Here is a 19,612-nt window from a genome sequence, read left to right on the forward strand (position 1 = left end):
AAGATAAATTGTAATGCAGAGAAAAGTAAATCAAAGGTCTTATTCTTTAAAATGAGTTTAGAATATATAGGACTATTTTGCTTAAGAGATTCTGTTAAACATGATTGACAAGGAGAAAACAATGATAAGAATAAATATAGAAAAAATTAAAAAATTAAGAAATTATTTAGATGATACTTGCTATGACACATTAAACCAAAAAATCAGGCAGCATCAGAATTATTTTTTTAATCCCTTACCAAATGAATATGATAATATTCAATTAGAATTGTTAAAGCTAAAAAAAGACAAAAGAGTATTGTTGAAATTATTATTGCTAGGAGATAAGATTGAATTAAATGAGATTGAAAATACAATTGGTACCGAGTTCCTGAATTTATTGATTGAATTAGGGATTGTTATAAAAAGTGATGGTTATGTTCAGACGGACAGTTATATTATAATTTCCTTTTTGGATAAATATTTTTTAGTGGGATTACCTTATAATAATCCTAATTGCAGGATAAAGGATCCATCTGTTTATATAGGCATGGATACATATAGATTAACAGAGAATATAACATCTAAACGAGTAGATAAAGTTTTAGACCTATGTGCCGGAAGTGGAATTCAAGGAATTTGTGCTGCTAATAAGGCTAATAGTGTTACCTTGGTAGAAATTAATCATAAAACAATTCCCTTTACAAAATTTAACATTGTTTTAAATAATGTTGAGGATAAGGTAAGAGTGAAAGAAGGATCTTTATATGAAAATCTTGGTAATACAACATTTGATGAAATATATGTAAATCCACCTTTTATTGCTGTGCCACAAGACTGGAATTTTCCAATAGCAGGAAATGGGGGAGAAAATGGTTTAGAAATTACATTGAATATTATACGGGGGTATAAAAGGCATTTAAATATCAATGGGCGAGCATATATGGTAGGAGAAGCAATAGGGACAGAAAAAGAACCGTTTTTAATAGATGAGTTACGTACAGAATTAGGCAATGATTTTAAAATAACGGTGATTTTAGATTTTAAATTCTCAATTGAGGCACATTTAAGAAGATCATCTTATGTTGCTATAAATATGGGTAAAATGAATGGTAAAAATGCTGATGAATTGTTTGAAAAATATAAAGACTGGATAAAAAAAGTTAATGCGACTTCTGTGTATAACTATTATTTAAAAGTAGAAAGAACGCAGCCGGCACAGGGAAGCATAGAAGTCATCAATATGACAACCACATGGTCAAAAGATGATGTTCCAGTTTTAAAAAATAATAAAGACTTTCAAATCCAAAAGTTTCCCCAATATTATGCCATTTGTAGAAACGGAAAAATAATTGCGCAGTTAGATGATGCAACATTAACATTTATAAAAAAGATAGATGGTAAATTGACAATAGAAGAAATATATCAAAAACTTTGCGAAGAAAATAAGAATGTAGCAAACTATTTGCCAAGAGTAGAAGCAATAGAAAGCTTAGCGGAAGCGTGTGGAACTTTAAAAGCAAGAAACATTATTGAAAAATGCAATAGAAATTAGCGGAGAGTAGGAATATATGAAAGTATTATATTTATTTTTGCCGGTTCATCCAAAATGTAATACAATTGGAATGCGCTCAATGCCACCACTGGCACTTTATTATTTAGCTACCATTTTAGAAGATAATGGAATTGAGGTGGATATTGTGGATCCGTCCATAATTTCTAGGTCACAATATTTTGATACGAATGTAGAAGCTAAAAAATTTATTGGAAATTTATTTGACAATAAAGAGTATGATGCTATTTTGTTTTCTGCTACAACGGGGAATTGGGGTGTAACCAAAGAAATGATACAACAAATACATGAAGAGTTTCCCAATATACCTATTTGTGTAGGAGGGATTCATGTATCTTATTTTGCAAGATATATAATTACAGGTATGCCGTATTTAATAGCCTTGAAAGGAGAAGGAGAAAAGAATATTGTAAGTGTAATACAAAATGTAAAGAATTATAATGAGTTAAAAAAAATTCCCAACATTGTGTTTTATGATGGGGAACAAGTAGTAGAAACTGTAAAAAATGAATTAATGGAAATCAAGGAGTTGCAGGAAATTAAAAACGTTGACTATTCTAAAGTACCTAAAAATAGTTATGGGTGTATAGGGTTAGAAACTTCTAGAGGCTGCAGATTTAGATGCGTTTTTTGTTCTGTTTTGTACAAACATATATGGAGAGGATTGACGGAGCAATATGTTGTAAATAATATTATGTCTCAAGTAGAAACTATAAAAGAAAAAACAAAAAGTAATTATGCGAAAATATACTTTGTCGATGACTGTTTTACGGCAGATGTTAAAAGAGCTAAGAATATTTTGAATTTACTTTCAAAAAAGAGTTTGGATCTAAGAATATCATTTGAGGCTAGGGTAACTGATTTAATGCAGGTTGGATTTTTGGAAAATATTCCCGAGAAAATTATAGATAATATTCAAATTGGTGTAGAAGCTGGTTACAATGAAGGGCTTAAAAAAGTTAGAAAAGGGATTACTATAGCACAGTTAGAGGAATGTGCGGAACATTTATATGAGTTGGATCTACAAGACAAAGCTTTTTTTTCTTTTATTATAGGATTTCCTTGGGAAACAATTACGGAAATAAAAAGTACAATTTCTACAGCAGCCTATTTATATGATAATTTTAAAATTTTAGCAAATATTAATTGGTTGTGGTTAATGCCTTCTGACTTGTGGGATGAAAGACAAAACTATGGAATAGAGGTTAACGAAAGTATATTTGATGATCCATTATGGTTTATTAATAGAGAATATTTTATGGAAACACATCCTAATATTGAAATAAAGGATATTAGAGCTGTTGAAGAATTGATAAAATATTATGCAAATAAAGGGATACGATTAGCATATACTGGAGTATTGTTTGATTTAGAGTAATATTCAAATGATTTTTTAATAGAGATTTAATCTATACTTCTTATGAGTTGTAGTTGAGGTTATATAATAGGGACAAGAAAATATTTTATAATGTGCGAAAAGTTGGGGAAGTCTAAAACGAGAAGAGTATAAGAGAAATGTTGGCAACTTTCCAGAGCTTGTTTGATAACTTTTGGTGAAAATTCAGTCAGTTAAGGCTTTGGGTTTTTCAGGGTGAATAACCCGTTGTTTCCACCTGCATAGCAGATGCCTGAAACAGGATAAAGCCCATACTCTCCTTAATTACGCTTGCACCTAAAATGATAGATGCAAGCGTTTTACTTTATTTTAGTTTGAGACGTAGGTGCTTAATTTTGAGTAACTTCCAATTTTATCCTTTTATCGTTCATAATGATAGAAAATAGTTTTTTACTCCATCTTGATGTTAAATATTCTGTTTAATAATCCGAGTGATAATTCCAACTGCAACATTCCGTTCTTCATCAATATGTGTCACAACAAAGGACACCTTATCTTTCTTTCCAACGGTGCGGCTGTCGTAGCAACTATGAGCAATGGCGTTGACGCCCAATTCTAACCGGACAAAAACAGTTCCTTTGTGGATGTCTTCCACCGTTCCGGCATATTTTCCCTGTACCCGACAATTTTTCAGATTTTCTTTGCTGGTGTTGCCTTCCACGCTTTTTACATCTGCATGGATGGAGAGCGTTTCAGGGGAATCTCCATCTACGTTCAGAATACGTACCAAAATGTGTTCCCCTACCTGGAATCGCTCCCTGGCATCACCCAGCCAGTCAAAAGACAGATCTCTTGCAAGGATGGAAGTTTCTACACCAAAGATTTCTGCCCGGACTACTTTTTCAGCAACGGCAATGACCCTGGCCTGTACAATACGGTCTTCATGGATTTTAGTCTGCCCGGAAGAGTCCTGATCAAAATAGAAAATCTGACGTTTTTTCAGCATAGCATCTTTCCGGCTGGCAACGATGCTTCTGGATTTGGTATCCAGACCTTTGATAATGAAATCAATTTCGCAGCCAAGCATATTATTCAGAACCTTATTCTGGCGGAGGGAAATGTCACCGTAGTCATGGGCTTCATCTTGGACCAGATTGATCATCATTTCCGAGATAGGGATGACAGCCCGGTAATCCTTATAGTAAATAATTGCTATTAAGCTGCCGGCTTCGGTCTTTTCAATACCGCCCAGAATGCCGGTGAGAATTTTCCGGGTACGATAGGCATTTTGGATGTCATGCCAGATTAAATCCGCTTTTGATTGAGCAGTTTCTAATACAGTATCGGAGTCAAGGGTTAAAATAGGGGTGTTCAGGTTCATTGTTTCGTTTGCCATAAATGTTATCTCCTTTCAAAATGTGTTATGACATGATGGAATCTTTATCTAAAGGAACCATGCCAGATTCGGGGGAATCTTCTATAAAATTTTCCTGAAAGAAATCCTCCATAAAATCATCGGGAGTAGGTTCCTGATAAACGGGTTCGGATGTAAAATGTGGTTTCTGTTTTGCTATTGACGCAGAAGATGAACGGCGTTTCCTTTTGGCTGATCCGGGTGAGGGCTGTGGTCGATACTCTGTTTCTTCCGAAGACCCATTTTTGCGCCATTCAGGTATGTGTTCCGATGCTTTTCTTGGTGTCAGCTTTTTGGCATCTGGATGCAGGGTATAATCGTACTTTTCTACTTTTAGGACTTTTTGCCCACGTAGGATAACCAAAGCAGTATCAAGCGGGAGCCGCAAGATTTCATCTGGTGTTAAGAGTTTTCGTTTGCCGATAGATTTTGTCTGCCGGTATTCCGGTGTATAGTCGGATACCCGCCAGCTATTGAGCTGCTTGGCTTCGCTGCTTACCCCTACGGTCACATCGCCGCTGCGGTTGCTGATAAAGGTAGCAGTAACTTCATCTGTGCAGCCCAAAAAGAGCTGGGTATCACAGTTGCCAATGATTTCCTGCCATTGGTTATAAGGATAGCGGTTCTGCATCTGGGGCAAATTCTGAAAGATGCAGGAAATGCTGAGATTCCGGCTTCGGATTACACTGATTTTCTTATTCAGTTCCAGGATAGCTCCGGTGTTGGCAAGCTCATCAGCCAGTATATGTACAGCAACAGGAAGTTTTCCTTCTTCTCCATACTTATCTGCATAACGGACCAGTTTGATGAAGATGAAGGTCATAAACAGGGAAGATAAAAAATCGAAGGTGCTGTCCTGGTCTGAGGTAATGCAAAAGTAAGCACATTTCTGTTTCCCTGGAAGTGTCAGATCAATCTCATCATAAGAGGTAATCTGCCGAATGAGTTTATTCTGAAATACCTGAAGTCTGGCACCCAATCCGATAATAACTCCGCTTCGCACGGTATCACTGGCTTGTTTGTAGATGCAGTAAGGAACTTTTGCTGGATGGGACACTGGGAGCAGATCAAAAAGACTGTTCAGCTCCTTTTCGGAACTCATGGTCAGCAGCTTATAAACCTGTCCAATATTTCTGGCTTCCGGCGGAAAGCCCTGATCTACATAGAGAACCAGGGCTTTTAGCAGGTTCATCTCCGCATTATCCCAGAAATGATCTCCTTTTCCGGAACCTGTATTCTGGATAATGACATCTGCAAATACCTGAGCCATCGTTTCTTGTCCATTGATTTCACCCAGACAATTCCAACTATCCGAGTTTTCCGGATTGACCAGATTAAATGCTTTTACTACATAGCCCTCATTTTCCAGATAAGCAGACATGCTTTCATAGAGTTCGCTTTTGGGATCGGTAATGATTAAACTTTCCCCGGAAGCGTTGTTGCCTTCCTGCCCTCTGGCGACACACTGGAAAATCATATTCCTGGCAAATGCCCTGGATTTCATGGAACCGCTGGCACCATACACGGCGATATTTTTATTCATTCGTGTTTGATATGGAAGACATACGGCTTTGCCATTTAATTTTCCTAAAATGGTTCCTTTATTTTTCTTGACATCTCCGGTCAGTTCCAAAACTTTCATCATTTCATCTGGAGTCATGAATCCGGATGTACCGTAGGTTCCTTTTGTAGAGTAATTTAAGTTCCGGTCATGGTCACTAATTTCCCCGTTTCTGTCATATCCCATACGCATAAGTAAAAAAGTAAGAAGCCCAAAGAGAACCAGGCAAAGAAAAATCCCATACAAATTGTATGGGAAATCGGTAAGGGCGGTATGAAAGCAGACCAATGGGTGTAAAGAAGCTGCTTGCGGATAGGTTCCGTTGCCGGCAAAGTTTCCGGCAGAAGTCCATTCCTGATAGTTTTTAATAAATTGTGCTGCGTATCCTCCGGCATACAGAGTGCAGACGCTTATGGGAAGCAAAAACAGGAACTTCCACCATTTACGGTTCATTGAAAAACCTCCTTTTAAACTTTTGAAAATCAATGCTGGAGAAGTGTATATCTGCAGTTAGGTATTTTTTCAGGCAGGGAAGCTGAAAGTCAAAGCAAATCAGGTTCCCGGATAGCCCATATACATTTAATCCAGTATTGAAGCGGTTGATACGCTGCATGTCAAAATCATACGCAAGCAAAATAGGATTTTCCTGGCTGTCTATTCCATCATGTTCAATTGGCAGATCCTCACGCTGGGGAAAACAGTCGGACAGTAGTAGCTGATTGAGCTGCATCATACGCTGGGGTTGTACCAATAAACGGAGCAGGTATTCTCCGTAGCTGTTATTGGGCAGGAAATAGAAGTGTTCATACGAAGTATCCAGCATGAACAGTGTTTTTTTGTATCCACCGGTACTGGTAAGGAGCCGGAAAGCCATATCCATATCACTGCCAGTCATGATGGCATAAACGGTAGGTGGCCCATGGTAAGGAAGTCCCTGAAGATAGTGCTGCAAAAAAGCATTGAGTCGGACTTCCGTTTTGTATTCCCATTTTAGAAGTGTATTTCCGGTATTATAAACAGCATAGACACAGTGAGGAGCCATCAGGATTCCTATACAACGGGAATTTTTAATTTTGGTAGTGGATGCTCCAAGATTTTTTATTTCTCTGGAAGAGTAAAACAGAGGAAGGCTTCGCACAGGAAACGTAGCCGCTTCGCTGGATTCAGAAAAAAGCAGCGGCTTTTCATCTGGAAAGAATGGGATTCCGGCATGTGAAAGCGTTAAATAGGTTTCTGCTTTTTGATGAAGTCGCAGCCGTCTTGGTAATTCACTACGTATGAGGTTGGTTTCTGCATTTCCGGTTAAATAGTTTTGAAAACGACAGGGATTTTGCGAAAGCAGCAGTTCTTTTGCCCGTTTGGTAAGGCGATAACCTCGTAGGCCATCTTTATAGTGTGTTCTTATAAGCTTACTCTGCTTTAAATCTGTAACCACCTTCTCTGCATAGGAATCACTCTCAATCAATCTGTTAAGCTGTCCGGAAGGGAATTCCCCACATAGCCCAACCATTTCCAAAAGCTGATATTTTATAGAATCGGTTTTTATCAAATAAGCATCACCTCAGTTCGATTTTTACCTATGACAGCCTATACTTGGGTAAAGTAAGGGCGGTATTAAGCATAAAAAATGCAAAGAATATGGCTTCTTTGCAGAAAAATTACCCATATCGGAAAAAGAAAGAAAAATATCAGGAAATTTCCGATATGGTTTTGATAGACTCTTTTCTATCTTTCAGCCAGCCAGGAAAGATTTCCGGTTCCATTACAAAGATAACGGTGTGATCGTAATTCCCCAGTTCCGTAGTGTGATAGGAGTCGCAAAAGAGTCCCGTATCATCAACCAGAACATAGGAAGCGATAGTATCTAAAATCTGTTTGAACTCCAAATTATCGTAATCACGTATCCGTTGTAAAGAAAGGCTCTGGTCATAAATTTGACTAAAACAGACCACACATCTTTTATATAACGGAATAGAATGTTCTGTCACATAAGTCTGCAAGGCAAGGTTTAATGGCTCATGTAGAAAAGCGGTGTTGGTTCGCAATTTACGTTTGGGCAGTAGTCCTGGCATGGTAATGGAAAGAACACTATTTGAAAAAGAGATTTTGATTCCCTGCACAGCCGCAGCCTGTTTCAGATAGTCTTTCTTTCCAGTGTCAGTTGTGGTATATACCAGATTTCTGAGCTGGCAGGCAATCCTTTCAGAACGTAGGGCAGCACTGATACTCAGCTCTTCGTATTTGTCGGCATACGCTTGAATATCTGTTGTTTTCAATGCAAAAATAGTGTTGTGAAGTTTTTGGACTTCATCATCAATGCTCTGTAAACGGTCAAAAACAGTTTTGGTGTTCATACATACCTCATTTCTTTGCATAATAGCTGACAGATCCGGTAGAGGAGTCTACAAGGCAAAAGGCAATCACGCCTGTGATATGAATTTTTGCAGCCTGTTCTTCTGTTTCTAATACAACCAGCCGTTTCGCATCGCTTTTTGTCTGGCTTTCCATGACATGATTGATAAGATATTCTTGTTCCTGGGGGACATAGAGGACTTCATACCACTCATCTTTAGAGAAAAAGTTCAGTTTCACAGGAAATTCACCGTCAGTATGGTACACAATGGCTGTTTTGAAGTCCAAAAGCACCCAAAAGGATGCAATCATGCCATAATCAGGATTGTTTGCAGATTCCTGGCTGTCGAAGAGAAGCCCGTTCTCCTTATCATAGATAATGCGTTTTTGTTTTACCAGACTTGTGATCAGAGATTTGATAGACTCTCTGTTTTTGGAAAAGAGCCGTAAGACCTGTTCATATTGCAACGAATGGTAAGTTGTAATGAACCGGAGCAGTTGGGCACCTTCCCCTTGATAGATTTCATTTCTTGTTTTCATGGTAATCTCCCTTCATTATATAATAGGAAGTTTTACTTACACTGTACGCACAGAATACGTTTTATTTTAGGGGAAGTACGCTGTACGTACTGTGTAAGTATTGGCTACTGTCAGCGAAAGGTTTACGGGTACAAAAAAAGCACCGATTAAGGTGCTGGGGAAAATAGGAATACTATAAGCAATACCTATTGTAACATGGGTAAAATTACCCTTCAATCGCAGAAGTGTGCCAAGTTGTGGCATATTTAGGAAATGATAAAGACAGTTGAAAACCAATTAGGAAGAAAAAATGTCAATCTATACCAAAAATAAAGACGAAATTCGGAGATAGGATATAATAAAAATCAAGATACTTAGGTATCAAAAGGCCCTAGTTCTGAAGAAAGGAATGGTGGATATTATGAGAAAATTTGACAGAACAAATATGAAATATAACAACCCGGCTGGAGATCTTTTGACAGAATTAGAAGCAGCAGATTTGACAAGTAACAAAGTTGATAGTTTAGCTTCATCAGGTGTGGTTTGCACAATTTCTGTTGAATGCGGAAGTATTTTTACACTTGCTTGTTGCTAATTAACCAAAGATGATTTTAGAACTAGGGCCTGGATTAAGAGAAAGGGAGATAACATGAAAAAATCTAGTTATTTATCTGAAAGAGTGTATGATGCTATTCCGTCTGAAATAAATATGGAGTCTTTAGAGTATTGGAAGAAAATACTGAAGGAGGAAGGATTACAATATGTAAAGAAAAACCACCTTGAGTATTTTTTTGGTTTTATAAATAATTGTGCTTTTAGTAGCCACGAGAAGAGTCAACCACGAAATTTTGTGAAATTGTCTTTGAACAAAAAGGCGTTTAGGCATGAGGGTGAGAAAATGGTTTTCGGAGCATTTTATGATCCTTTTGTGCAAGAGGCAAATAGACAGCTTAGAGAAATAGTTATACAAAGACGATATATCAATGAATCGATTCTATTTGATTTTCAGCAATTTTTGTTTAATTCGCTTAATAATCTTTGTATCCGAACTTTAATTTATGAAATGCATATATGTGGACAAGAAGGCGTGTTAAGGGGAAATGAATCTGAACAGTATCAATATTATATCGACCATTTTTTAAAGGATAAACAATATTTGAATGATTTATTTTCGCTTTATCCAGTGTTAGAAAGAAGGATAAATGAAATTATACAAAATGCGATAGATATTTACAAAGAAGTGATAGAGCGCATTGAGAAAGATGCAGATGTTTTAATGAAAAAATTTAATATCACTGAAAAAGGATTTGTCGTAAACCATCTTTCGACAGATTTTTCTGATTCGCATAAAAAAGGGAGAAGAGTATTTTGTGTGGAATTTGTATCGGGAGATAAAATTTTATATAAACCACGAAGTTTGCAAAATGAGATTAAGCTACAAGAGATTACAAATTATTTCTATAGAATATGTAATTTGGGAAGTTATGAGTATTCTATACTTGATAAAGAAATGTATGGTTGGTGCGAAATTGTAATACAAAGAGATTGTAAGTCTATAGAAGAACTTTCAAGATATTATCAAAGAATAGGGATTATTTTGTTTATAAATTATCTTTTGGAAGGAGGAGATATTCATTTTGAAAATCTCATTGCATGCAATGAATATCCAGTTATTATTGATGCGGAAACATTTATAGGAAATATAGAAGAGAATAATGGGAAAAGTGCAGCAGAAAAAGTGGCTAGTCTTTTAAGAAAATCGGTGTTGTATTCAGGAATACTCCCCTTTTATTCATGGAATAACGCAGGAGATACAGGAATCAATATGAGTGCCATTAGTGGAGAAGAAGGACAAAAATTCCCGATAAAAATCCCCTTTATTATCAATCCGAAGTCGGTTAACATGAGGGTTGTCTATGATTATCCAGTATCGAAAGGAAATCACAATTTGGCAATGCTAAAAGGAAGGTTTATTCAACCCTCCGAATTTGCAGATAAAATTATCCAGGGATTTGAAAGTGCATACTTAGGTGCAATGGAAAATACAGAAACACTATTAAGAATCATACAACAATATGGTGAATTAGAGGTGAGATATCTGATTAGAAATACACAACAGTATGCAATTGTGTTGAGTAGTTCATATCATCCTGAATTATTAGTGGATGGAGGAGCACGAAATTTATTTTTTTATTCATTGGCAAATGGAAATCTTCAAAATCAAAGGAGTAGATCTCTTATTGAGTATGAAATTGAAGATTTATTAAGTGGTGATATACCGTATTTTTATTTTCGTGGAAGTAAAAAAAACATTTATACTTGGGATGGCAGAGAAGTAAAGGATTTCTTTAGTAAGCCAGCTTTGCAGCAAATTGAGGAAAATATACAGAATTTGTCCTATAAGAATTTAGAACAACAGACGCAATATATTAAAATTACTTTTAATATGGAGAATGCAGGAACAAGGAAAATAAAGAATAAAAGGTTAAAACTAGATCTTTATAGTAATATGGCCAAAACGGCAGAAGAATTGGCAAAAGAGCTGCTAGATAAAATAGGAACAAATGCGATTTATAGCGAAGATGGAGCAGACGTTAATTGGATTGGCGTAAAATTATTTGGTATAAAAGAAAATCAGTGGATGATCCAGGCATTACCGAATACATTATATGATGGTACGGTTGGGATTAATTTGGTATTCCATTTATATGAATGGATATACCATGACAGAAAATATCATAAGATTTGTGAGGTTTTAGATAATCGTTTGTTGAGGTATATTGATACTATAAGTGAAGGGGAACAGAATATCGAAGACTTTAATACAGGAATCTTTAGCGGCGAAGGTTCGATTTTATATACGTTGGGTATTTTATATGAAATATATGATGATATCAAGTATAAGGAATATTTCGATAAGTGGCTAAATTGTATGGAAACACTTATCTTAGAAGATCGTTTGTTCGATATGATTTCGGGAAATTCGGGAATAGTTTTGGTTCTGATTAATATGTATAGAAAAACAAAAAAGCCTATTTATCTACAAAAAGCTATACAAATAGCAGAACAATTGATAGAGAATATGATTACTGAAAATGGAAAAGTTGGTTGGAAATCAGAGGTGGTTCCTGAAGTATTGGCGGGATTTGCACATGGAAACAGTGGTTTTATAGAACTATTTTCAAGATTATATGAGGTATATCCACAAACAAAATATTTAGATATCCTTTCAAGTTTAGTAGAATATGAAAATTCTTTATACTCAGAAAAGGATAATAATTGGATTGATTTAAGAAAGTTTTCAGAGGTTGATCAGCATAAGAGTCAACCAATAGCGTGGTGCCATGGAGCTGCGGGTATTCTGTTATCCAGATTAACCTTATATAATGCCATCAAGAATTTAGGAGAAACTGCATTGCTTCAGCAAGCTATTAAAGATATAAGCCTTGCTAAAAATAAATTAATTGAAGACGGGTTACATGCAGGTTTCTGCCTATGCCATGGAAACATGGGAAATTTATTGATTTTAAAAAGATATGCAGAAATTTTTGATGATAAGCAGGTAAGAAGCATTTGTGATTCTCGATTTGAACAGATTTTGGAATTCCTTAATGAGGAAAATATATTACCAACAGAATTATACAATCCAGGTTTTATGACTGGTTTATCAGGAATCGCTTATGCTTTGTTAAAATATAAGATGCCCAAATTACCATTGCTTATAGGAGTTGAGGGAATATATGATAGAAATGAAGTTTAGTAAAAATGATGAAGAAGATGGGTTGTTCCGCATAAGTTCGAGAGACATAGTTGGATTTTATAATTGTAGTAGTAAACAAGAGCGTAAGATAACAGACATTATAAAATGCTATGGAACAACAAAAAGCATAAAAGAAGTTGAACTGAAAAACATGAAGCCAGAGGATAATGTTACAGTATCTCGGTATATAGAGAGAAATGTAGGTTCAATTATAAACAAAGATTATGTGATTGAAGGCTTTCTGGGAATGGGGAAGTTGTCCGATTGTAAAGACGAAATGGTTAGCAGATTGGATATATCTAAGAGATACTGCTTAGAAATATTAGTGGCATTTCTTCAAGAAGCAGACATTATTATTTTGCATGAAATGTTTGAAAATGTTTGGAATCATACTATAGAGGAAATTTTAGTTGAATTTTCACTAAGAGGAGCAGTGGTTGTGTTCTCAGAACATGGTGAAGAATCATTGATGAAATTACCAATGCACAGTTACGACCTAAGTGGTAGGTGTGTTGGATGGTAGAATAATTGGGGAATATGATTTTTCATATTCCTTGAGATATATAGGGTAGAAAATATATTTAGCTGCAATGTTTTGTCCCTCCATAGTTAACGAATCTATCTAAATAAGAAATAGGTTATATCAAACAGATTTTACAAAGGAGAAATACATGGAGAGAGTTTTAATAATATCTTATATTATCAGTATGATACTTACGGCAGGCTTTATTTATTGTATTTATAGAGAGAAATATTGGGTTTTTGAATTTGTAAACAGAATAAAGAAGCCGATACAGCAACTTGTTTATGTTTTTCTTATGCTCCTATCATCGTATGCCTATATATGCTTTTCGTTACTCATAAAGGCTGATTTTAATGCTGTGATATGTGCGGTGCTATTACTTCTTTTGATTTGGGCTATGGACTATCTGTTTTCTTTATGTTTTAAAAAAAATGATTTGGGGATAAGTGAAAAAAAACGCTATATTTTTATGGCGTATGTGGGAGCCTGCATATCGGGATTTATTATTGCAAGTCGTGATGCTTCGAAAATGGCTTTAGAAATTCCAAATATAACAATTAGCGTTTTGATCGGAGCTTATGTACCTTTTACATTATTATTAGAGGATGGGAAAAAAGGGAAAGTAGAATTGCAAAGTATGAAAGAAGAATGGGAGGAAAAGTATAAGAAGACATTTCGTGAACGTAAGGTCAAAGACATTCTTTCTGCTCTACTATTTGCGATGGTATATGGCGTTTTACTGGTAGGGGCGTTATCTCCTGCTCAAAATATCATCAATGATATTGCTTCAGGGATAGGAATGGGGATGGCTACAGTGGTTGTTGCCTTTGTAGGGTTGGTTGAAGTGAAAAACAGGTTAACGAAAAGGAGGAATAAAAGAGAAGACGCAGATCAAGAGAAATCCGATACAGAGTAGAAGGGGCAAGACAGCAAGGAGTATTTAGCCGGAATTATTTCAAATGTACCTCACAAGATTGGATGTTGATGCGATATAAATGATATGATATACTGAAGTCCATATTATTAGATTTGTGGAGAAATAGGGATAGCCAAGAGAAAAAATATAAAATTAAATTTTGCAGAAAGAAGGCATTTTTATGAAACTTGTAGGAAGCAGAAAATTAACATGGGGAATTTGCAGTATTGGTGTTTTATTAGCAATAGTAAGCGTGTTTTTCTTACCTCAGATTATTCCTGTTCATTTTGCAAATGGGATAGCAGATGATTTTGGAAATAAGGTAGAGATTTTTTTATTTCCTATTTTGTTAATCATAATTACACTTTTGACTGGAAAAGAAAACATTAAATATTTCCTGACACATTCAAAAACATTTTTGACAGATATACAGTATAATTTGATGATAGATGGCGTTCTCGGAATTGTTTTGATTGCAGAAATTTATGTTATTTATGCTTCATTTGTTTAAGTGTTTCAACAAAAAATTCCAGTTTCTATAAAGAGCAAAGGAGAATGGTCATGATTGATATGCAGAATCAAGAGGAAATTCCGATCTTAGAGGATTTTGCGGCATATATTAGAAATCCAGTATTTATGAAATTTTGTTCCGAGATTAAAAAGAAGTACAGGTGCCATGAAAAAATAGAATTTAGCCGTTGTAGTTTAGAACGTGGTTGGAATGTAAAATTTAAAAAGTCTGGGAAAAGCCTGTGTACGATATATCCAAGAGAAGGGTATTTCACAGTGCTGGTTGTGATTGGTTCAAAAGTAAAAGAAGCAGTTGAGAATATTTTATGCGACTGTGCCCCAGAATTAAGAGAACTTTATGAAAAAACAAGATGGGGAAATGGACAAAAATGGCTTATGATTGATTTAGAAGATCAAGGAGAAATGTTTGCGGATGTACTTCAGCTTATTGAAATTCGCAGGGGATAATCAATTTTGGAGTGTGGAACAAGGAGTAAAGACGGAAGACTGCGAGGTAAACGATGAAGACGTATGAAAATAAAGAGGAACTAAAGGCAGAAATCAAGAGGGCTTACGACAAATATATTGCAGAGTTTAAGGATATCCCGGAATCCTTGAAGGACAAACAATGTATGGAGGTAGATCGAACACCTGCAGAAAATCTTGCATATCAGGTTGGGTGGACCGCATTAGTATTGAAATGGGAAAATGATGAACAGGCTGGACTTCCAGTGAAAACACCATCGGATGGTTTTAAGTGGAATCAATTGGGGGAATTGTATCAGTGGTTTACCGATACCTATGCCCATTTATCTCTAAAAGAACTAATGGGCATGCTGGATGATAATATACAGAAAATTTTTACAATGATTGATTCTATGACGGAAGAGGAGCTATTTTTACCACATAAAAGAAAGTGGGCAGATGAAGCTACCAAAACAGCAGTATGGGAAGTTTATAAGTTTATTCATGTAAATACAGTAGCCCCTTTTGGAACATTTCGGACAAAGATTAGGAAGTGGAAGAAGCTTTTACTTTGACACACAGATAGAGTTTTAGAAAATATCGTGCTTTTTTGTGCAAAAGAAAATAAATATATAATGCTATTTGGAGTGCATATTCAGTTTCAGGATATGCACTTTTTTAATAAAATAAAAGAGACAAACATTATTCAGATTCAAAGGGTAAGAAATTGTGATAAATCTATACGGTATGCTTTAATGGTTTTGGAATTTAACTTTTTTATGGTTTCACATGTTTTGAGATATTCGGATATAAAATTTGATAATTGATCCATAATAGGCACCCTCCTTTGTTTTTTTCAATTATGAGTGCCTATATGGAAAATGTCGATTTTATTTTGGGAAAAACTTATTTAAAGTTTCCAGTGTCCCCTTTGCAGAAAATCCCCATAGTATGCTGCTAAGAGCGTTAATAGCAGCCTGCCTCCTTCGGTAGTACGTCCGGTAGGAGATACTGGGAACGTGCTTTTCCAACTCTTCCAGGATTTCCTCTGTATTTTTCAGTTCATGGGGAGACAGAAAGGCGTAATATAATATCCAGTAATATTCTTCCCCATGCTTATGATTTTTCCGGAGCAGATCCACAGAAGAGAGAAGCAGCTTTATCATTTTGTTACTGCGGGCAATGCTTTTTGCCCATTCTTCAATCTGGCTGTCTCCCAGATCTGCTCCTGCAGCATAGATGGAATCTAGAAATTCGTCTACACTGGTGTTGTATTCCAGTTGGAATTGAATTTCCACCTGCCGGACAGCAACCATCAGGCTATAAGTAGAATCCCGGTAACAACGGAGCAGCTTATAGGTATCATGGTACAACGGATTATTTTCTACTTCAGCAGAAACAGGGTGGTGATTTTTCTTTGCCATTATACAACCCCTCCTTTCAACAGAACTTCTGGGATTTCAGCGAAGGCAGGTAAGGTATGCTGCAGAGGCGGAGTATGCCCTGGGACGTTGGTGACGGCGTGATTTTCCGGTTTTAGTTTTAATTCAAACTGATAGGCTGCTTTCCCCCAGGGGCAGATAATACGTAGTGAATATAGATATATACTATCCTTGCAGGCTGATAAAGGAGATAATATATACTTTGTTTTGGGGCATCTACAACAAGAAATGCCTTGTATTTCCAGTATTTCAGCGACTTTGCGAACAATGACTTTGATGTGCGATTCTGGAACGCAGGAGCCTTCCTGTGAAACGATGATTTGTTCGTCAGTAATAGATTCTGAAACGCATTCAGAATTGTTTTTGTCAGGCAAGGTATCTTCGGTTATATGTATTGGCAGTTGCATTTTCATGGCAATTTCCTCCTTATCAATCATGACATCACTGATATTAAACATAACGGACAGATAATTACGCAGATATACCATGCTACCATGTTTCCCGGAATAGGAAATCAGTGTGATCATGTCGGTATCTTCAAGTTTTTTAAGCAGACGGGATACAGAAGATTTCGACTGTTTCCAACGTCTGGCAAGTTCCTGATAACTGAACAAGGGATTTCCAGTCTGATTGCGAAAATATACTACTGGACCGGCATCAGAGCCTTGCACAGATGGATCATTATAGACTGCATGAATCCAAAGATCCAAAAGAGCATCCATTTCTGAACATTTTCCCAGTCCGATTAGTTTATGAACATCTGCGATTGGAAAAAAGAAAAACCCGATGTCTTTTTTGCATGGGTAATTATAGGAAAGGGCAGTATTATCTTTTGGCCAGTCTTTGATCTTGTATTGGATAATCTTATTTTTTTCGTGCAGTGAGTAGGTTAAAAGGTTTTGCTCAACCAGGGTATCCAGTATGGATATGACCTGGTGCTGGAATTTTTGGCGGAAGTGAATCTGTAGTTCTTTAAGAGAACAGATCCATTCGCCAGGAACAACTTTGTAAGTAAGGTGTTCGATGTTCCGATAAGAGGAGCTGTAATTTGCATAAGAACATAAAATGAGAAAATAAAAAAGACAGGAACCTCCGTTGGTACGGATGCTTCTGTCTTTCATAAGGGTTTGTATAAATTCCCGGTAAATCCGGCAGCGTGGAAAATCCACAATTTGTTTTAATTCTAATTGATAATTCACGATAAACCTCCATATAATATTGTAGTTGTAGTAAAATAATTGTAGACGAAAGATACTAAAATGTATATAATATGCCCATAGGGGTGCTAAGTGGCATAGATTTGGCACAGTAAAATACCTGATATGGCATGAAAGCAACATGAAAATTAGGGTGGATATAAGGTGGACAGTTTGGAAAACCTTAGAGTTTTAGAGGGTTCCGAGGTTTTTTTCCGGGGTCTGCAACACCTCTATCCCCGGTTCAAATCCGGGTGGCACCTCTACTAAAATCCAGGAGTTTATCCTGGATTTTTTATTTATTCTTATAATCCTTATAAATCCTAAGTGATAACGTTTTCATAAAATAGACAAAAAATGCAGAAAAACTGTAAGATTCCGGTCAAAAGACCGCTGAATCCTGCAGCTTTTTTTATTTAAATGACATCGTTTTCAGAATTTGAGATTCCTTTCTTGTAACAAATCGTCCATCCAATGAAGATATTCTTAAAGAATATGCAGATGTTTTTGACTTGAATGTTAATCTTGTGACCATTGACGACTTTGGCGGATGGGACAAGGCACAGGAAACTCACTTTGCAGATGGTGGTGTATTCGATCAGATTTATGAAGAGTAAAGAAGAATCCTGCCGGTATAAAATACTCCCCTGAAGACAGCAAGATCGCTACACCAGGGGAGCTTCATCTAATAACAATAGATTAATTTATATATTTGAAATGTGAAACAAATTTATCCTTCATATACAATTTTTCCATTGCAGATCGTATAATGGATTTTTCCATATAATTCATATCCTTTAAATGGGCTGTTGGAGGCTTTTGATGCGAAGTCTGTGACAGTCCATTTTTCATCAGGATCAAAGATAACAAAATCGGCTGGTGCATTGACCTGAATCACCCCTCCTGGAAGCTTATAAAGAAAGGCTGGATTGCAGGTCATTTTCTCGAGAAGTTCCATCAGAGAGAGGTATCCCTCTTTTACAAGTGAAGTAATTCCAAGTCCAAGCGAGGTTTCCAGTCCGGTGATACCACTGGGCGCTTCGGTCAGCGGTTTTGCCTTTTCTTCTTCGCTGTGTGGAGCATGATCAGTGGCAATAAGATCAATTGTGCCGTCTTTAAGGCCATGAATGATTTCCTGGCGGTCTTTTTCTGTACGGAGAGGTGGATTCATTTTTGCAAGAGTGCCGTGTTCCAGGAGTGCACCTTCAGTTAATGTAAAGTGATGAGGGGTTGCTTCAGCGTGGATGTCAGCACCGAGTTTTTTGGCAGTGCGGACAAGTTCTACAGAATTTCCAGAACTAATATGCTGAATTACAACAGTAGCACCACTTCGAAGGGCAAGCATACAGTCCCGTGCAACCATCACTTCTTCTGCAATGGCAGGTGAACCGATAACACCGAGTTGGGCAGAAGTTTCACCGGCGTTAATACCGTTATTGGTAATAAATGCTTTGTCTTCTTCATGGAGGCTGATCGGCATATGAAGTGCAGCTGCTTTTTGCATGGCTTCATAGCAGAAGGTGGCGTTAAGGAGCGGAATTCCATCATCAGTAAATCCACAGGCACCAGCATCGGCAAGAGCATCGAAATCCGTCATTTTTTCACCGTTTAAACCATAGGAAACGGAAGCGGTCTGATAAATATGTATATTTTCCACTTTGGCACGATTCAGGATATCGTTAAGGGTATCTACAGAGTCTACTGTTGGTTTGGTGTTCGCCATACAGATGACGGAGGTAAAACCACCCTTTGCAGCGGCAAGAGAACCGGTATGAATATCTTCTTTATAAGTAAGTCCGGGATCTCGGAAATGAACATGAGTGTCGATGAGTCCCGGAGCAATTGTAAGGCCGGACAGATCAAGGATTTCTTCACCAGTTTCAGATGTAAGATCTTTGGCAATTTTCGTGATGATTCCGTTTTCGATACGAATATCCATAAACTCGTTTGTCTTAGTTGTCGGATCAATAAGATGTCCGTTTTTTAAAAGCATAAGCTTAACCTCCTGACAGAAAAAATGAATGAAAGCAGAAAGTTACAATCTGTTTTCATATTGACTTAATATG

Annotated in this window: 17 protein-coding genes and 1 pseudogene; 10 read left to right on the forward strand and 8 right to left on the reverse strand. The window is 36.6% G+C overall.

Annotation, left to right across the window (positions count from 1 at the left end; translation table 11 throughout):
• Positions 1–121: 121 nt before the first annotated feature.
• Positions 122–1,534 carry a methyltransferase gene (locus tag LI112_RS06005; RefSeq protein WP_173819807.1) on the forward strand — a complete coding sequence of 471 codons (1,413 nt, stop codon included), beginning with the start codon at positions 122–124 and terminating at the stop codon, positions 1,532–1,534.
• Between the two features lie 16 nt (positions 1,535–1,550).
• Entirely contained in the window at positions 1,551–2,930 is a 1,380-nt protein-coding gene (locus LI112_RS06010) for a radical SAM protein (protein WP_117942323.1), read from the forward strand.
• A 424-nt stretch (positions 2,931–3,354) separates the two neighbouring features.
• Here LI112_RS06010 and LI112_RS06015 read toward each other — a convergent pair whose 3' ends face one another.
• The 5 genes from LI112_RS06015 to LI112_RS06035 form a co-directional block, all read right to left on the reverse strand.
• Complete coding sequence (locus tag LI112_RS06015; RefSeq protein WP_117942325.1) at positions 3,355–4,284, reverse strand: RNA-binding protein; 930 nt, start codon at positions 4,282–4,284, stop codon at positions 3,355–3,357.
• Positions 4,285–4,309: 25 nt separating this feature from the next.
• Positions 4,310–6,316 carry a VirD4-like conjugal transfer protein, CD1115 family gene (locus LI112_RS06020; protein ID WP_118062078.1) on the reverse strand — a complete coding sequence of 669 codons (2,007 nt, stop codon included), beginning with the start codon at positions 6,314–6,316 and terminating at the stop codon, positions 4,310–4,312.
• The gene (locus LI112_RS06025) at positions 6,306–7,412 is read right to left on the reverse strand and encodes a hypothetical protein (protein ID WP_226854332.1); all 1,107 of its coding nucleotides are present in this window, start codon (positions 7,410–7,412) and stop codon (positions 6,306–6,308) included. The genes LI112_RS06020 and LI112_RS06025 overlap by 11 nt, the downstream gene beginning before the upstream one ends.
• Positions 7,413–7,551: 139 nt before the next feature.
• On the reverse strand, positions 7,552–8,217 hold the full coding sequence (locus LI112_RS06030; protein WP_025579351.1) for a DUF6100 family protein: 666 nt from the start codon (positions 8,215–8,217) through the stop codon (positions 7,552–7,554).
• Positions 8,218–8,224: 7 nt separating this feature from the next.
• Complete coding sequence (locus LI112_RS06035; protein ID WP_054338136.1) at positions 8,225–8,755, reverse strand: DUF5697 family protein; 531 nt, start codon at positions 8,753–8,755, stop codon at positions 8,225–8,227.
• A 400-nt stretch (positions 8,756–9,155) separates the two neighbouring features.
• On the opposite strand from LI112_RS06035, the gene LI112_RS06040 reads away from it, so the two are divergent.
• The 7 genes from LI112_RS06040 (at position 9,156) to LI112_RS06070 (ending at position 15,483) form a co-directional block, all read left to right on the forward strand.
• Entirely contained in the window at positions 9,156–9,329 is a 174-nt protein-coding gene (locus tag LI112_RS06040) for a plantaricin C family lantibiotic (protein WP_114002469.1), read from the forward strand.
• A 54-nt stretch (positions 9,330–9,383) separates the two neighbouring features.
• A complete protein-coding gene (locus LI112_RS06045; RefSeq protein ID WP_117843977.1) occupies positions 9,384–12,494 on the forward strand; it encodes a type 2 lanthipeptide synthetase LanM family protein in 3,111 nt (1,036 codons plus the stop codon).
• On the forward strand, positions 12,475–13,017 hold the full coding sequence (locus tag LI112_RS06050; protein ID WP_054338131.1) for a hypothetical protein: 543 nt from the start codon (positions 12,475–12,477) through the stop codon (positions 13,015–13,017). Before LI112_RS06045 ends, LI112_RS06050 begins: the two co-directional genes overlap by 20 nt.
• Positions 13,018–13,165: 148 nt before the next feature.
• Positions 13,166–13,933: a hypothetical protein gene (locus LI112_RS06055; protein WP_114002467.1), complete on the forward strand. Its 768-nt coding sequence runs from the start codon at positions 13,166–13,168 to the stop codon at positions 13,931–13,933.
• A gap of 181 nt (positions 13,934–14,114) precedes the next feature.
• Positions 14,115–14,444, forward strand: a complete 330-nt coding sequence (locus LI112_RS06060; protein ID WP_054338147.1) for a DUF1648 domain-containing protein — start codon at positions 14,115–14,117, stop codon at positions 14,442–14,444.
• Between the two features lie 50 nt (positions 14,445–14,494).
• On the forward strand, positions 14,495–14,911 hold the full coding sequence (locus tag LI112_RS06065; protein WP_054338130.1) for a DUF3788 domain-containing protein: 417 nt from the start codon (positions 14,495–14,497) through the stop codon (positions 14,909–14,911).
• Positions 14,912–14,964: 53 nt separating this feature from the next.
• On the forward strand, positions 14,965–15,483 hold the full coding sequence (locus LI112_RS06070; protein ID WP_054338129.1) for a ClbS/DfsB family four-helix bundle protein: 519 nt from the start codon (positions 14,965–14,967) through the stop codon (positions 15,481–15,483).
• Positions 15,484–15,798: 315 nt separating this feature from the next.
• On the opposite strand, the gene LI112_RS06075 is transcribed toward LI112_RS06070, so the two are convergent.
• On the reverse strand, positions 15,799–16,332 hold the full coding sequence (locus LI112_RS06075; RefSeq protein ID WP_015526878.1) for a hypothetical protein: 534 nt from the start codon (positions 16,330–16,332) through the stop codon (positions 15,799–15,801).
• Positions 16,332–17,549, reverse strand: coding sequence for a helix-turn-helix domain-containing protein (locus LI112_RS06080; RefSeq protein WP_055154206.1), 1,218 nt, complete (start codon positions 17,547–17,549; stop codon positions 16,332–16,334). Before LI112_RS06080 ends, LI112_RS06075 begins: the two co-directional genes overlap by 1 nt.
• 461 nt (positions 17,550–18,010) lie before the next feature.
• Between LI112_RS06080 and LI112_RS18670 the strand changes: the two are divergent.
• A pseudogene (locus LI112_RS18670) lies at positions 18,011–18,163 on the forward strand (sulfate ABC transporter substrate-binding protein); the annotation flags it as partial.
• A 113-nt stretch (positions 18,164–18,276) separates the two neighbouring features.
• Here the strand turns inward: LI112_RS18670 and LI112_RS06090 are convergent.
• Positions 18,277–19,539 carry a dihydroorotase gene (locus LI112_RS06090; protein ID WP_138343844.1) on the reverse strand — a complete coding sequence of 421 codons (1,263 nt, stop codon included), beginning with the start codon at positions 19,537–19,539 and terminating at the stop codon, positions 18,277–18,279.
• Between the last annotated feature and the right edge of the window lie 73 nt (positions 19,540–19,612).

Origin of the sequence: Blautia sp. 210820-DFI.6.14, from assembly GCF_020558815.1 — a bacterium.
GTDB classification, from domain to species: domain Bacteria; phylum Bacillota; class Clostridia; order Lachnospirales; family Lachnospiraceae; genus Blautia_A; species Blautia_A obeum.